The organism is Orbus sasakiae, assembly GCF_039542345.1.
Taxonomy (GTDB): domain Bacteria; phylum Pseudomonadota; class Gammaproteobacteria; order Enterobacterales; family Orbaceae; genus Orbus; species Orbus sasakiae.
In genome coordinates, this window is the sequence record NZ_BAABHY010000013.1 from 33,146 (window position 1) to 48,821 (window position 15,676).

Genomic DNA, 15,676 nt, shown 5'->3' on the forward strand with positions numbered 1-15,676 from the left:
ATTTAAACGACATACCATTACTTCACTAATTCAATGAAACCCATTTCGCATAGGTGGGTTTCATTTATGCAATATACAACGTAAATCAGGACCAATCATTTGCACGGATTGGAAAGTCAAGGTGGGCGCTAAAGCCAGTTTTTGTAAATTCGGAAGAACACACATATCAATGGCGTTATGCCCTAATAGTTTAGGTGCATAATAAATAATGAATTCATCGACTAAATCTTGTTCAATTAACGCACCAGCTAAATGGCTACCCGCTTCAATCCACACCGAATTAATTTGCTTTTCAGCTAACTGCTGTAACAACCATCGTAAATCAATATGTGCTGACGTTGATGAGTCAACGATAATTTGACAATCTCTATGATTCACAGCCAAGGCTTGCTTACGTACAACCCATATTTCGCCTGCTTGTTCAAAAAGCGGTTCTTGCCCAGTCAGCTTATTTTGACTATCAATAATCACGCGTATTGGCTGACGCACATCATCGACTAAATAACGCTGTTGAATGGCGGTAGGCAGTTCAGCGTGACGAACAGTTAAACTTGCATTATCTGCTTGCACTGTCGCACGGGTACTTAAAATCGCACTCGCTTGGGCTCGAAATTGTTGTACATCTTGCCTTGCTGTCGTCGATGTTATCCATTTACTTTCACCAGATGCCATCGCAATTTTACCATCTAATGAGGCTGCTAATTTCAGCTGGATATAAGGCATTCCTGTGCGCATTCGTTTTAAAAAGGCTCGATTAAGTGTTTCAGCCTCTTGACCACATAAACCGACATCGACTCGGATACCTGATTGGCGTAACCTGGCAATACCTTGACCACAAACATGCGGATTCGGATCTTGCATCGCTACAACAACGCGAGTGATCCCTGCATCGATAAGAGCATTAGCGCACGGCGGCGTTCGACCATAATGGCTACAAGGCTCAAGTGTAACATAAGCGGTAGCACCGCGTGCTTGATTGCCCGCCTGCCTTAACGCATACACTTCAGCATGAGGCTGGCCGGCTTTGATATGGTATCCCTGACCCACAATATGATGATCTTTAACGATCAAACAGCCAACATTCGGATTAGGTGTTGTCGTCATAGAACCCAATTTGGCCAGCTCAATGGCTTGGTACATATACTGCTGATCAGTATCATTAAAACGGGATAAATGGCTCATCACTATTTCTGCTGTAACTTAGCAATCTCTTTACTAAACTGTTCAATATCATCAAAGCTGAAATAGACCGAAGCAAAGCGGATATAAGCCACTTTATCAAGACTTTTTAGTTCTTCAATAACATAATCACCGATCAGTTTAGCAGTAACCTCGCGCTCACCTGTGGCGCGAAGTTTAGACTCAATACGCGTAATGGCATCTTCAACAGCATCAGAACTGACGGGGCGTTTTTCTAACGCCCGTTTCATACCACTACGCAGTTTCTCTGCATTGAAAGGTTCACGAATTTTATTACTTTTAATGACACTTGGCATAATTAGCTCAGCCACTTCAAAGGTCGTAAAGCGTTCATTACATTCTGTGCATTGCCGTCTACGGCGAACTTGATAACCCTCCCCCACTAATCGTGAGTCGATCACTTTGGTATCATCTGCATTACAAAATGGACAGTGCATTTACTCTCTCCGCTATTTATGCCAAATAGTGTGTCACAACGCAATTGCGTTCGTTATAAAATTGTTGTTATACATCATTATAGTATAAAAAATGTCAATATTACCATTCAAGGTTCATTAAAAACTCACGTAACTGAGCAAAATCATCCGCCATAACATGTGATAGTAATGTCATATCGGCACGTTCCGCAAGTTCTTTTGGTAACGGAATTGATTTGCCTAAAATGTTTTCAACAACTTCTTTGAACTTAGCCGGATGGGCTGTGCCTAAAAATAGACCATATTCACCATCTTGCAGTTCATCTCGTAAAACACGATAAGCAATCGCGCCATGTGGCTCTGAAAGGTAACCCTTTTTATCCAGTTCTCTGACAGTCTCACTAGCCACTTCATCAGAAACCGCACCATGACCTAACGATTTTAATGCCCAACCTTCACGTTGATAAATCTCTTCAATACGTGGCCAGTTATTCGGTTGGCTCACATCCATGGCATTGGACAAAGTAGCAACCGTTTTATGTGGTTCCCATTTACCCGTTTCTAAATAACGAGGTACCGTGTCATTAGCATTAGTCGCCGCAATAAAACGTTTAATTGGCAACCCCATTGTTTTAGCAAGCAGTCCCGCTGTTAAATCACCAAAATTACCACTTGGTACAGAAATAACGAGTTGTTCTCGTTGTTTTGGTGTCAATTGAGCAAATGCTTCAAAGTAGTAACAGATTTGTGCCATTAAACGACTAATATTAATCGAATTCGCTGAGTTTAGGCCAATTGCAGTTTTTAATTCTTCGTCATCAAATGATTTTTTAACCAGCGCCTGACATGCATCAAAATCACTTTCAATCGCTATTGTATGGATGTTATCACCCAGTGTACAAAATAGTTTTTCTTGTAACGGGCTGATTTTACCTTGTGGGTACAAGATCACGACACGAATATTTGGCAAGTGGTAAAATGCATGAGCAACAGCAGCTCCCGTATCGCCTGAAGTGGCAGTTAAAATCGTAATTTTTTTATCTGCTGCGACCTGCACTAATGCTTGTGCCATAAAACGTCCACCAAAATCTTTAAAGGCAAGTGTTGGACCATGGAATAGTTCAAGTGTACCGATATCGTCTTCAACTGATTTAACTGGCGCTGGAAATTGAAACGCATTTTTAACCAGACGTTCAACATCTTCACCACTGATTTCATTACCAATAAATGCTGATAAAATCTTTGCACTACGTTTAACAAAGTCTAATTTTAATAATGAATCAATCTCAGTAGCACTAAATTTTGGTAAATCTTGTGGGAAAAAGAGTCCCTGACCTTTACCTAATCCTTGTTGCACTGCTTGAGCAAAACTCACTTGTTCTGAATGATCTTTTAGATTATAAAGTTTCATTGTACTGTTCCGATTTTTAACATTAATTTTTAATTTCTAGTATGCTGTGATAAGCGCCATCATTTTGTTTGTTGACAAGCACCAGCCAAACGTGATGACTGATTATGTCGATCACGTTAAACCACTCTGGCACCTTGTTTATCAATTTTACAGATATGAATAAAGCCTTCATCATTTTGTAAATAATGTGCTTTCAGCCACAGCTCAATTTGCTGAGCCGTTTCTAACTTATCGGTTACCACAAAAATGGTCGGGCCTGAACCTGAAATACCGGATGCTAATGCCCCCAAATTTTTGACCGCTTTTTGGGCTTCATCAAAATTAGGTAATAATTGCTTACGGTAAGGTTCAGCGATATTATCATGTAACATCGCAGCGGCCAGTTGTGGTTGCCTGCTATAACAAGCATGAACAAATCCACCCACATAGCGCCCATGTGCCACACAGTCCTGCTTTTGGTATTGAGCAGGTAAAATAGCACGCGCTTCAGCTGTCGAAACTTTAATACCAGGATAAGCCATCACCCAATACCAGTTATCAAAATGCGGAATTGATTGACTAATAATGCCCATTTCATCAAGGATAAGTTGCATCCCACCCAGATAACATGGCGCGACATTATCATAGTGTACGCTGCCTGACACCCGTCCTTCGAGCTCGCCCATCATGCCAAGCATCTGTTGCTCATTAAAGGGTTTATCAAAATACTCATTTAATGCCACTAGTGCGCCTACCACTGAGCAAGCACTTGAACCGAGTCCTGAACCAATTGGCATATTTTTTTCAAGGGTCATCGCAACGGGCAGTTCTTTGCCCATTGCTTGACAAAAACGCTGCCAACATTGGTAAACAATGTTGAATTTAGGATCTTTGGGTAACTTTTTAACAAATTGCCCTTTATTGGTTAAGTGGAACTGCGATGCATCTTCAACAGTAATACAGTCGCCGAGCATGACGCCGCTAATAGGATTAACGGCAGCCCCTAAAATATCAAAACCAACACTAATATTCGCCATTGAAGCTGGCGCATATACTTTTATTGTCTTACTCATTTAACCACCAATTTTACTCGAGGTTGTACGTAAAATATCAGCAAATACCCCTGCTGCCGTTACATCATTACCCGCCCCATATCCTCTTAATACCAGTGGGATTGGTTGGTAATAACGCGTATAAAATGCTAACGCATTTTCACCGTTTTTCACTTTGTAAAGTGGATCATCGCTATCAACTGCTTCGATTTTAACGCTACATTGACCATTCTCGATGCTACCAACGTAACGCAGCACTTTACCTGCTTTAGCCGCTTCATCGGCACGTACTTTAAATTCACTATCAAGCTGAGGTAATTTAGTCATAAACTCACTCACATCCCCTTGTGAATAAGCCGCGGGTAAAACTGATTCCACATTAATTTGATCGAGTTCAAGCTGTAGGCCTGATTCGCGCGCTAAAATGAGGAGCTTTCTTGCAACATCCGTTCCAGAAAGATCATCTCGCGGATCGGGTTCGGTAAAGCCTTTATCTTTCGCTAATTTTGTTGCCTCTGATAATGACATACCTTCATCAAGTTTACCAAATATAAATGATAATGATCCAGATAAAATCCCAGAGAAACGAATTAACTCATCACCCGCATTAAGTAGATTTTGTAAGTTTTCAATAACCGGTAAACCGGCACCAACGTTAGTATCGTATTGGAACTTACGTTTACTTTTAGCCGCTTCTTGGCGTAAACGTAAATAATAAGCCATTGAGCTAGTATTGGCCTTTTTATTTGGCGTGACAACATGGAAACCATTAGCTAATAAATCAGCATATTTATCAGCGACGTCTGAGCTTGACGTGCAATCAACCAAAATAGGATTAAGTAAGCGGTTATCTTTGGCAAATTCAATAATTTTATCTAATGTGTACGTGCGCGTACTTTGTTTAATTTGATCTCGCCAGTCACTTAAATTAAGCCCATCACGATTAAGTACCGCGAATTTTGAGTTAAATAATCCACAAACTCGCAAATCAATTTGTTTATTTTTCAACCAATGTTGCTGGCGATTAATTTGATCAACAAGGGCACCACCTACGCCACCAATACCGATGACAAATACATCCAATATTTGATCGGTACCAAATAACATTTGGTGAGCCACGCGAACGCCCATAACAGCGATATCATTATCAACTACAACTGAGATCGAACGTTCTGATGAACCTTGTGCGATTGCAACAATATTGATATTCGCACGCGCAAGTGCAGTAAAGAAATTAGCTGATAAGCCTCGTAGTGTTCGCATACCATCACCCACTACTGAAATAATCGCTAAACGTTCAATAATTTCGATAGGCTCAAGTAAACCATCTTTTAATTCTAAATAAAACTCATCACTTAATGCTTCTTCTGCGCGATAAAGCTCAGCTTGAGGGACACAGAAACTAATGCTGTACTCTGATGAGGATTGGGTGATTAATACGACTGAAATTCCCGCATATGACATGGCAGAAAAAACGCGTGATGACATGCCAACCATACCTTTTAAACCAGGCCCAGAAACATTGATCATCGCCATATTATTTAAATTCGTAATCCCTTTTACTGGGTTTGATGAATCCACGACATTCGCACCAATTAACGTACCTGGTGCGTCAGGATTATTGGTATTTTTAATTAAACAAGGGATTTGGAACTGAGCAATCGGTAATATTGTACGTGGATGTAAAACCTTAGCACCAAAATAAGACAACTCCATCGCTTCTTGGTAAGACATCGTTTTTAAAAGTCGTGCATCAGGTACTAAACGTGGATCACAGGTATACACGCCATCAACATCTGTCCAAATCTCGCAGCAATTAGCTCTTAAACAGGCGGCAAGTACAGCTGCCGAATAATCCGAACCGTTACGGCCTAGGACAACTAATTCACCTTTTTCATTTCCAGCTGTAAAGCCTGGCATCAAAATCATGTCTTTTGGTGCAATATTTAATTCTTTGATGCGGTGAGTAGACTCGGTAATATCGACGGTTGATTCAAGGTAGCTGCCATCAGCAAGCAAGCTGACGACAGGATTAATGACCGTAACACTATGACCTTTCGCTTTAAGCAATGCTTGCATGATTGCAATAGAAAGCTTTTCGCCTCGGCAAATAATTGATGCATTAATGCTGTCAGGACATTGCCCTAATAATTGAATGCCATGAAATAATTGTTTGAGATGATTGAGCTCATTAAGTGAAAATTGTTTCATCTCTTCATAGGCAAAGTTCGGTTGTGCTTTTGATAAACCCTCTAAAAGATCAGCAAAAATCTTTTCAGCTTCATAGATATTGCTCTGAATATCTTGGCCAGCTACCGTTTTTTCTACCATGGCCACTAAATGGTTAGTAATTTTTGCGGGCGCCGATAAAACGGTAGCGGTTTGTTCTTGCTTGGCATTGTTTTCAATAATCTCTGCAACGCGAAGAAAACGCTCAGCGTTTGCAACAGATGTTCCTCCAAATTTTAAGACTTTCATATTGCACCTTTTTATTGTTCATCAAAATTAAATTATGTATGTGTTTTCGATGCCCCTTGCATTGAAAACATAAAAAAACCCGCTAATTTTAGCGGGTTCTTTCGACGATTTTTTTAGGAAAAGTCAACCCGCTCCGAGCCTAATGGTGCCAGAGGTGCCAATAATCATGCCAATCATCATTACTGTTTTCATTTTGCCTAAAACCTTATTACGTTTCTGTGAATCTAAAAACAAAACAGCCCGACGTTTTAAGTCAGGCTGCAATATTAAAAAACTTTTTTGCTATTTTCGTATTCATTAACAACACGATTTAATGCACTGTACAAGCTCGATGCATCACCTTGTTTGAGCGCTCCTTCTAATATATTTAGATAGGATAACATCAACTTTTGATTATCTTCTGCAAATTGCGGTGATACTTCTTGGTCTTCATATAACATGACATAAGTTCTTGCAAAACCAAAAATCAAGAAATACACAGATGCATTACTTGGATCATCTTGAATTAATTTTTGCATTGCATGACGTAACTTCACATAGGTATCAGTACCTGGAAGACTACTTGCAAATGTTGTTACAACTTCAGAGAATGTCATTATTAATCAACCTAAACTCGCATTTCAAGGCAAAAGAATAGCAATCACTTTAAAGAAGTGCAAGAGGATTTTATTCACAATTCAAAATTTTTTACCTCATCACCGTTTTTTATATTGTGATGTTATTTATTGGGCGTGATAACATTGTACTCAGCAGTACACGATTTTAGTCCTATTGCCTTAATATTTTGATGATCCGCAGTAAGCGTCATTTTTTCAAATAACGGTCTCTTTTTCACCCTAAATATGTTGGATGAAATATCAGGTTATTGATAGATGCCTGGCTAATACCGCCCCAAACCGAATTCTGCAAACGTACTGATTGCCGATAGCTGGCGAAAGAAAACCATCACGATATCCGACAATATAAAATATCCCCTCTTTTGCCCTGACAGCACCACATACACAAATCATCAGATACGATTAGATTATCTGTTGGTCTTTATAGCGTCTTTCATCTGTGTTAAAACTTATGAGGATAAGGCCGTATTTGCACAATAATAAGATACTAACAATTGGCAGTTAAGTAACTTGAACGGCAAAGTGTTGCGAGACGCAGTGTTTGTTCAAGAATACGCCAATGTTAGTGTGTCAATTCAAATAACGGCAGAAGACCCATTTTTCAGAGAAAATTTAACCCTTGCTTATGACTGATTTGAAAGGAACAACGCCATGAAAAGAATGAGTATTATCGGTGAAAGCGCCCCACACTTGCTAGGACGTGTAGAATAATTAAGGGCGCTCAAACGCCCTTAATCAAGTGCATACAACATTCAATATTATGGTTCATAATACAAATACACTAAAGTCCTATTCGCCACTACCATCAAAAAATACCTATTTCATATCCTTTGATACGGCAAGTCCTGCTGGTGCTTGTGCTGTTGGCATAATTTCAATGGAATTCACATTAAAGTGAACCGGTGAATTGACTAACCAAGAGACGGTGTTGGCAATATCTTCAGGTGTAATAAAATCGACGTTTTGATAAACAGCATCAGCTTGATGATCATCACCGTGGAATCTGACATTAGAAAATTCTGTCCCGCCACATAAACCGGGTTCAATATTGGTAACTCGGATTTTTTTGCCAAAAAGATCCGTGCGTAAATTGGCACTAAACTGTTTAACAAACGCTTTACTTGCACCATAAACATTACCACCACGGTAAGCATAATTACCAGCAGTTGACCCTAAATTAATAATATAACCAAAATTACGTTCAACCATAGTAGGTAATACCACTCGCGTAAGATGCATTAAACCAATGACATTAGTTTGTACCATGGTTTCCCAATCAGCATAATTTGCTTGATAAGCAGGCTCCATTCCCAGTGCAAGCCCCGCATTATTAATTAATATATCAATTTGCTTAAACGCATCCGGTAGTCCAAGCAGTAAATTGTCTACCGCATCTTTACGGGTCACATCAAGTTGAAAAGGTAGAAAGTCATCGCCCAGTTCTGTTGCTAATGATTTCAATTTATCCTCACGCCTTGCAGTACCAATCACTTTATACCCATCAGCAATTAACTTACGACAAATCGCTTCACCAAAACCTGATGACGCACCGGTGACTAAAACAACATTCATGGTATATCTCCTCACTCTTTGTTAAAGATGATAACAGCCTTGTATAAAGATTATACGGGATTTATCCATAATTGCACACCATCAGCTTATAAAGGCAAGCAAACATAACACAATATCGGATAAAGGCTCGTTAACATTTTCGTTATATTTTTATCATAATAGGTGATTATAGTGTAAAAATGTGTTTGAAACGGCTAACAGTATTTAATGTTATTCCGTTTTGTTTTATGCTAACGCATATGTTGACTAAAGGAATAAAATAATTATGGCTAACGTATTTGTCGCATTAGGTGCCAACTTAGGTGATCCCTTACAGCAAGCTCACGAAGCCATCACGGCAATCGCGCAGCTACCCTTAACGCATATTACCCAAACATCCCCTTTTTACCGCAGCAAACCGTTAGGCCCTCAAGATCAGCCAGATTACTTAAATGCCGTGGTTCAAATCAATACGGGCTTATCACCATTAGATTTATTATCAGCATTGCAACAGATTGAAACCGATTTAGGCCGTGTACGCAAAGACCAGCGCTGGGGAGCAAGAACACTTGATTTAGATATTTTACTGTACGACGATATTGTGATGAATACTGAAATCTTAACCATCCCCCATTATGATATGAAACAACGTGAATTTGTTCTCTATCCGTTATTTGATATTGCACCACAATTAGTATTGCCCGATAACACACCATTGTCTTCGATTATCAAAAATGTAGCCTTAAATGGTATGACGCATTGGTCATCATAATAGAAAATGTCAATTTATGGTAATAAAAACGGATTCCCCTCTTCCCTGCAACAAAAAGTTGCGTAATTGCACAATAAAAGCGCAAAGAGACAGCGGTTATCATTCTTACCACAAGGGTGTTTAAATATAAAACTTGTTAAAAAACAATGAGTTTTGTTTTTTTCGTAAAAATAGTTAAAAACCATTTGATAAAGCGGAATTTGTTGCTATAGTTTAGCGTTTTTAATATTCCGTTAGAAAGGAGATTGCGGTGAAAAAGGAACAAAAAATAAATAGCTCTTCCTTAAGCCTTTTAGCAATGGCGGGCCTTGAACCTTATAAAGAGGCAAAAGGTGAAGAGTATATGAATCCTAAGCAATTGAAACATTTCCACCTGATTTTAGAAGCGTGGTTAAATCAGCTACGTGGTGAAATGGATAAAACGGTTACCTATATGCAAGATGAGGCAGCGAATTTTCCAGATCCGGCAGATAGAGCGACCCAAGAAGAAGAGTTTAGTTTAGAGCTAAGAGCACGTGACAGAGAACGCAAACTGATCAAAAAAATCGAAAAAACATTAGCAAAAATTGAAAATGATGATTTTGGTTTTTGTGACTCATGTGGTGTTGAGATTGGCATTAAACGCTTAGAAGCAAGACCAACAGCAGACCTTTGTATCGATTGCAAAACGCTTGCTGAACTCCGTGAAAAACAGATGGGAATGTAATTTCTATGCCGTCGGCCTAAGTTGACGGCAGTTCTTCTCGTTTTCGGCTTATCTATTATGCATAGTATTGGTCGTTTTGCTCCGTCACCTTCTGGTTTATTGCATTTTGGTTCATTTATCACAGCACTAGCAAGCTATTTACAGGCAAAGGCAAAACAAGGTGAATGGTTGGTTCGAATTGAAGATCTCGATCCACCACGTGAAGTTGCGGGCGCAGCTAAACACATTCTGACTACACTTGAAAAACTCGGTTTACATTGGGATAAAGAGATTGTTTATCAATCAGCCCGGTTAGACGAGTACCAACACATTCTTGACCAATTAGTCCAGCAAAAACGAGCCTATTATTGTGACTGTTCAAGGCAGCGTATACAACATTTACCTCACCATCTTTACGACAACCATTGTCAAAATCGACATCTCAAGCCGTCAGTTGATAATTCAATGGCTATCCGATTAAAACAAAATCACCCTATCTGCCATTTTATTGATAATATCCGTGGACGACAAAATATAACGCAAGCCGTTGCACGAGAAGATTTTACTATCAAACGTAAAGATAACCTATTTGCCTATAATTTAGCGGTCGTCATTGATGATCATTATCAGGGGGTTACTGAGATTGTGCGTGGTGCGGATTTACTGCCGGTCACGACTAAACAGATATCACTCTATTTGCTATTGGGTTGGCAATTACCCAGTTATTACCATTTACCCTTAGTATTAGATCAAAATCACAATAAGTTATCTAAGCAAAATCATGCGACCCCTATTAAACTTGATAATATTGGTCAATTGATGGTGGATGGTTTACGTTTTTTAGGTCAACCGATTCCTGAAGACTGGCAAGATGCAACACCACAACAATTACTAATGTGGGCAATCAGTCATTGGAATATTGATTATGTGCCTAAATACGATAAGATGTTTAATTATGAATAAGTTAACCGAATCAACCACCAATAAATGAAAGGTTTTGCGTGATTCCAGCATGATGCTGATGTAAAAAATGCGTCGCAGGTTTAATGTGCAACGAGTCTAAAATACGGTTCTTAAGAATGTTTTTTTGACTTTCATCATGTAACAAATCACGTAAATCAATCGCTGAATCACCAAATAAACAATAATGCAACCTACCTGTTGAAGAAACGCGCAATCGATTACAACTTTGGCAAAAATCTTGTGAATAAGGCATGATTAATCCGATTCGACCTTGATACTCATCATGTTGATACACTTTCGCAGGGCCTGCTAAGCTGTCTTTAGTCATTAATTGCCAACCGGATTCAATTAATTTGTGTTCAATTACCGAACCGGATAAATGATAACGTTGAAAATGAGGCGCACCCTCACCGGTTTCCATCAGTTCAATAAACCGCAAATCAATGTTACGTGTTTTTAACCAAGGTAAATAATGATTAAGATCATCATTTAAACCTTTCATCAAAACAGTGTTAATCTTAACTTTGCGCATCCCGATACTCAGCGCTTTATCAATACCGCGAATCACTTGATTTAACTTATCTTCACCCGTAATCATCGCAAACATATGCGGTAAAAAGCTGTCTATACTGACGTTGAGCGCCGTTAAACCCGCCCTTTGCCACTCTTCTATGCGATCGTATAGACGACTACCATTGGTGGTGACGGCGATATCTTTAATTGTTGAGTGAGCGGCAACCAAACGAATAATATCGGTGAAATCACGACGTAATGTCGGTTCGCCACCGGTTAACCGAATTTTTTGTACACCCAAATCACTAAATGCATTAATGATATGATAAATCTCATTAAGGGTTAAAAATTGGTGGGTACGGTTGGCTTGATAACCATCAGGCAAGCAATACTGACAACGGAAGTTACATAACTCCGTTAGAGATAAACGTAAATACTGAAATCGTCGTTGATAACGATCAACTAGCAAAGAATCAACACGTTGTTGCTGCATTAAAAACACCTTTCCAAAAGGGGGAGATATCGGTATTTCTACGGATACCCGGCGACAAGTCATTTCACTATCGCGGCTAGCAAACCTTATCACAATGACTTAGGTTTAAAAGCTTCAGAGTTTTCTTTTTGCGTTAGTATAGCATAAGTTTATCAGATAAGCAGTGCTATCCTGAAATAGCGCACAATTGATAACATGGTGATAGGTTGTTCACCTAACAGGCGAGACAAAATATTTCATGGCAAGAAAATGCTTAATAAATGTCTATAAATCATAATGATTATAAAATAAACAGTTGAATTTACTTGCTATCCTGCCATGAAATGTTAATAATATACATGGGTTTTTCTATTTATAATGCAGCAATGGCATCAGACATTATAAATAATATATTAATCTAAATAAATTTTTATCAACAATAACAAGTAAGTAGAATAACTAAATTAGATAAGAGTGTTATTTTAACAATAGTGCAAATTGTGTTGGAAAGTCATCCATCTCAGCAAACGTGATAGGATGTTTTAGACACAAATAACAAATATATAAAAATTTTTTAGCTACATTGAATCAAGTTCGGCAATAATCTTAATCAGTGTAGATTTATAATTAAAGATGTGTTCACATAATATAATAAAAACAACAACATAAATAAAATAATGAATGCAATTATGACATGTTTAATTAAAATATTTGAAAAGTACAATTAAAATAAGTTCTCTTTTTTCATTTGCTTTATTCTGCTGCTTTTGAATTTAAAGAGTATAAGATAATGAAAAGAATGTTAATTAATGCTACACAGCAAGAAGAGCTGCGTATTGCACTTGTTGACGGTCAACGTTTGTATGACCTTGATATTGAAAGCCTTGGCCATGAACAAAAAAAGGCAAATATTTATAAAGGCACCATTACTAAAATTAATCCAAGTTTAGAAGCTGCGTTTGTCTCTTACGGTGGCGAACGTGATGGATTCCTCCCCCTTAAAGAAATTGCTGAAAGCTATTTCCCTAATGATGTTTCAGGTCGTCGTAGTATTAAACACCTACAAGAAGGCCAAGAAGTTTTAATCCAAATCGAAAAAGAGATTCGTGGTAAAAAAGGGGCGGCATTAACAACCTATATCAGTCTCGCTGGTAGCTATTTAGTCTTAATGCCAAACGATCCACGAGCTGGCGGCGTTTCAAGACGTATTGAAGGCGAAGATCGCGCGGACTTAAAACGTAATATCGATGCACTAGAAAAACCAAAAGGTATGGGCGTTATTGCTCGTACTGCAGGTGTTGGCAAGAATCAAGAAGAGTTACAACAAGATCTTGATGCCCTAATTACCTACTGGAATGCAATTTTAGTTGAAGCCAAAAATCATCCTGCACCGAGCTTGATTCATAAAGAAAGTGATGTCATTACTCGCGCCTTTAGGGATTATTTGCGTGATGATGTAGGTGAAATTCTAATCGATAACCAAAAAATCTTAGAGATTGCCAAAAAACGCTTAGTTGACCTTGGCCGCGTTGAATATATTAATCGCTTAAAACTTTATTCTGGCGAAATTTCGCTATTTAGCCATTTCCAAATCGAAGGTCAAATTGAATCGGCATTTCAACGCGAAGTTCGTTTACCATCAGGTGGTTCAATTGTGATTGATACAACTGAAGCCTTGACCGCGATTGATATTAACTCAGCAAAATCAATTAAAGGTAGTGATATTGAAGAAACCGCGTTTAATACAAACCTTGAAGCGGCGGAAGAAATCGCGAGACAACTTCGTTTACGTGACTTGGGTGGTTTAATTGTTATCGACTTTATCGATATGACGCCAATTCGCAATCAACGAGAAGTTGAAAATCGCCTAAAAGAAGCGATGAAAACGGATCGTGCTCGAATTCAAACCGTGCGTATATCACGTTTTGGTTTATTAGAGATGTCACGTCAACGTTTGAGTCCATCGCTTCGTGAAGCAACACACCATATCTGTCCACGTTGTCAAGGTACGGGCACGATTCGTGACAATAATTCTTTATCCCTCTCAATCTTGCGTTTGATTCAAGAAGAAGCGATGAAAGATAATACTGTACAAATTGATGTTATCGTTCCTGTACCGATTGCGAGCTATTTACTCAATGAAAAACGTCGAGCAATTACCCATATTGAAAGCAGCTATCCTGATGTTAAGATTGTAATTGCCGCCGATAGCGAAATGGAAACACCTCTTTACAAAGTCATTCGTAAGCGTCGTGGTGAAGAAACGGATGTACTCAGTTACAATTTACCGAAACTAATTCGTGAAAAAGAAGAAGAGGAAGAAGAACACGTTACTGAATTTGTGGCTGAAGAAGCGATATTATCAGGTGTGAAAGTTGAGCTTAATCCTGCTGTCAATAAAACGAAAGTTGCACCGAAAACAGAGCACGCTTCTGCGGGTATTTTCAGCTCATTCGCCAAAAAACTACGAGGCTTGTTCTCATCATCTGAAAAGCCTGCAACGGTAGCCAAAGCGACTGAAAATAAATCATCTGAATCGCCTAAAGAGGCCAAAGAGAAAGAGTACAAACGACCAACAAACAACCGTCGAAATAAACAACCAACTCGCAATAATGCGGCAAACCAAGACGCCAAAGAAAAAGAAACACCAAATAAAAATAATCGTCGTAATAATCGACCGAATAAAAATGAGGAAGTGACGCAATCGCAAACAGTACCTGCGGTAACGCCACCACAAGCACAACCTACGCCTGTCGAAGCTAAACCACGCAGAGCACAGCGTAATCTCAATAAAAAGGTCAGAACGACTAACACTAATGTGACTCAAGCCAATAATGTCGCTGCGCCAGCCGCGAAATTACCAACAAAAGAGGCTCGCATTAATATTGTGATTCCTGCCATTTTACAAGCCGTGGTATTAAAAGATACCAGTGCAGAAAATCATGATAATCAAACAAATCGTCGACCAAGACGTACTTCTCGCCATTTGCGTCTCAATGGGCAACGTCGTAGAAAACCAAAAACGACTGTTCAAAGTGTCTCACCAATGCCGTTAGTTTCAGCGGTTTATTCACCAGAGTTGGCAATGGGGAAAATCGCGATTGATTACAGCTTAATTCATGAATCGAATACACATGAAACGGATAAACAAGCACCATCACCAAAAGTCACTCAGGGTTATGTCGCTGGAATGGTCATTCCATCATTGTTAGTGCCTGTTGTCATTGCGATACCAAGCCAAACAACAGTTAAACCGGTAAAAGAACCTGCCGTCACAAAAAGTGAGATGACAGACGTTAAAACGGTTACGGTTAATGATGATGTTAATATAACCACCACGTCCACCATTGTGGGTTTTGCTTCATCATCAATGACCAAAGCACCCGCGCCTGATGCATCAGTGAATATCACACCAGCCGTTGTATCTTCGCGTGATGAATCGCACTATCAATATAGTGGTAAAGGCAATGCTGGGGGGATGAGTGCACAGAATCATGCGTATGCTCAGGCAACAAAGCCACCTGCTGACGAAGCATAATAACTAATGCAGGAGAATGAGCACGCTTA

General features: G+C 39.1%; 12 protein-coding genes and 1 riboswitch. Of the genes, 4 read left to right on the forward strand and 8 right to left on the reverse strand.

Annotated features, from left to right (window positions below; genetic code table 11):
* Nucleotides 1-60 precede the first annotated feature (60 nt).
* From ribD to ABEA36_RS12440, 7 genes are all read right to left on the reverse strand, one after another.
* Nucleotides 61-1,182 (reverse strand): bifunctional diaminohydroxyphosphoribosylaminopyrimidine deaminase/5-amino-6-(5-phosphoribosylamino)uracil reductase RibD, encoded by a 1,122-nt coding sequence (gene ribD, locus ABEA36_RS12410; RefSeq protein WP_345492661.1) that lies wholly within the window; start codon nucleotides 1,180-1,182, stop codon nucleotides 61-63.
* A gap of 2 nt (nucleotides 1,183-1,184) precedes the next feature.
* Nucleotides 1,185-1,637 (reverse strand): transcriptional regulator NrdR, encoded by a 453-nt coding sequence (nrdR, locus tag ABEA36_RS12415; protein WP_345492662.1) that lies wholly within the window; start codon nucleotides 1,635-1,637, stop codon nucleotides 1,185-1,187.
* A gap of 100 nt (nucleotides 1,638-1,737) precedes the next feature.
* The gene (gene thrC / locus ABEA36_RS12420; protein ID WP_345492663.1) at nucleotides 1,738-3,027 is read right to left on the reverse strand and encodes a threonine synthase; all 1,290 of its coding nucleotides are present in this window, start codon (nucleotides 3,025-3,027) and stop codon (nucleotides 1,738-1,740) included.
* 116 nt (nucleotides 3,028-3,143) lie between these two features.
* A complete protein-coding gene (thrB, locus tag ABEA36_RS12425) occupies nucleotides 3,144-4,079 on the reverse strand; it encodes a homoserine kinase (RefSeq protein ID WP_345492664.1) in 936 nt (311 codons plus the stop codon).
* Nucleotides 4,080-6,536, reverse strand: a complete 2,457-nt coding sequence (gene thrA, locus ABEA36_RS12430) for a bifunctional aspartate kinase/homoserine dehydrogenase I (protein WP_345492665.1) — start codon at nucleotides 6,534-6,536, stop codon at nucleotides 4,080-4,082.
* A 266-nt stretch (nucleotides 6,537-6,802) separates the two neighbouring features.
* A complete protein-coding gene (locus ABEA36_RS12435; RefSeq protein ID WP_345492666.1) occupies nucleotides 6,803-7,132 on the reverse strand; it encodes a hypothetical protein in 330 nt (109 codons plus the stop codon).
* An 837-nt stretch (nucleotides 7,133-7,969) separates the two neighbouring features.
* A complete protein-coding gene (locus ABEA36_RS12440; protein WP_345492667.1) occupies nucleotides 7,970-8,725 on the reverse strand; it encodes an SDR family oxidoreductase in 756 nt (251 codons plus the stop codon).
* A 265-nt stretch (nucleotides 8,726-8,990) separates the two neighbouring features.
* Here ABEA36_RS12440 and folK point away from each other — a divergent pair, with 265 nt between their 5' ends.
* The 3 genes from folK (at nucleotide 8,991) to gluQRS (ending at nucleotide 11,124) form a co-directional block, all read left to right on the forward strand.
* Complete coding sequence (folK, locus tag ABEA36_RS12445) at nucleotides 8,991-9,476, forward strand: 2-amino-4-hydroxy-6-hydroxymethyldihydropteridine diphosphokinase (RefSeq protein ID WP_345492668.1); 486 nt, start codon at nucleotides 8,991-8,993, stop codon at nucleotides 9,474-9,476.
* Between the two features lie 298 nt (nucleotides 9,477-9,774).
* Nucleotides 9,775-10,182, forward strand: coding sequence for an RNA polymerase-binding protein DksA (gene dksA, locus ABEA36_RS12450; protein ID WP_425571947.1), 408 nt, complete (start codon nucleotides 9,775-9,777; stop codon nucleotides 10,180-10,182).
* A 57-nt stretch (nucleotides 10,183-10,239) separates the two neighbouring features.
* The gene (gluQRS, locus tag ABEA36_RS12455) at nucleotides 10,240-11,124 is read left to right on the forward strand and encodes a tRNA glutamyl-Q(34) synthetase GluQRS (RefSeq protein WP_345492670.1); all 885 of its coding nucleotides are present in this window, start codon (nucleotides 10,240-10,242) and stop codon (nucleotides 11,122-11,124) included.
* A gap of 10 nt (nucleotides 11,125-11,134) precedes the next feature.
* On the opposite strand, the gene moaA is transcribed toward gluQRS, so the two are convergent.
* Nucleotides 11,135-12,130, reverse strand: coding sequence for a GTP 3',8-cyclase MoaA (gene moaA / locus ABEA36_RS12460; RefSeq protein WP_345492671.1), 996 nt, complete (start codon nucleotides 12,128-12,130; stop codon nucleotides 11,135-11,137).
* A riboswitch (molybdenum cofactor riboswitch) is annotated at nucleotides 12,121-12,262 on the reverse strand. Its footprint overlaps the gene before it by 10 nt.
* A 637-nt stretch (nucleotides 12,263-12,899) precedes the next feature.
* On the opposite strand from moaA, the gene rne reads away from it, so the two are divergent.
* Complete coding sequence (gene rne, locus ABEA36_RS12465; protein ID WP_345492672.1) at nucleotides 12,900-15,647, forward strand: ribonuclease E; 2,748 nt, start codon at nucleotides 12,900-12,902, stop codon at nucleotides 15,645-15,647.
* Nucleotides 15,648-15,676: the final 29 nt, after the last annotated feature.

What these genes read in the sequence shown, in the direction of transcription:
- ribD (WP_345492661.1), bottom strand. Translation starts at nt 1,182, where the DNA reads ATGAGCCATTTATCCCGTTTTAATGATACTGATCAGCAGTATATGTAC.
- nrdR (WP_345492662.1), bottom strand. Translation starts at nt 1,637, where the DNA reads ATGCACTGTCCATTTTGTAATGCAGATGATACCAAAGTGATCGACTCA.
- thrC (WP_345492663.1), bottom strand. Translation starts at nt 3,027, where the DNA reads ATGAAACTTTATAATCTAAAAGATCATTCAGAACAAGTGAGTTTTGCT.
- thrB (WP_345492664.1), bottom strand. Translation starts at nt 4,079, where the DNA reads ATGAGTAAGACAATAAAAGTATATGCGCCAGCTTCAATGGCGAATATT.
- thrA (WP_345492665.1), bottom strand. Translation starts at nt 6,536, where the DNA reads ATGAAAGTCTTAAAATTTGGAGGAACATCTGTTGCAAACGCTGAGCGT.
- ABEA36_RS12435 (WP_345492666.1), bottom strand. Translation starts at nt 7,132, where the DNA reads ATGACATTCTCTGAAGTTGTAACAACATTTGCAAGTAGTCTTCCAGGT.
- ABEA36_RS12440 (WP_345492667.1), bottom strand. Translation starts at nt 8,725, where the DNA reads ATGAATGTTGTTTTAGTCACCGGTGCGTCATCAGGTTTTGGTGAAGCG.
- folK (WP_345492668.1), top strand. Translation starts at nt 8,991, where the DNA reads ATGGCTAACGTATTTGTCGCATTAGGTGCCAACTTAGGTGATCCCTTA.
- dksA (WP_425571947.1), top strand. Translation starts at nt 9,775, where the DNA reads ATGGCGGGCCTTGAACCTTATAAAGAGGCAAAAGGTGAAGAGTATATG.
- gluQRS (WP_345492670.1), top strand. Translation starts at nt 10,240, where the DNA reads ATGCATAGTATTGGTCGTTTTGCTCCGTCACCTTCTGGTTTATTGCAT.
- moaA (WP_345492671.1), bottom strand. Translation starts at nt 12,130, where the DNA reads ATGCAGCAACAACGTGTTGATTCTTTGCTAGTTGATCGTTATCAACGA.
- rne (WP_345492672.1), top strand. Translation starts at nt 12,900, where the DNA reads ATGAAAAGAATGTTAATTAATGCTACACAGCAAGAAGAGCTGCGTATT.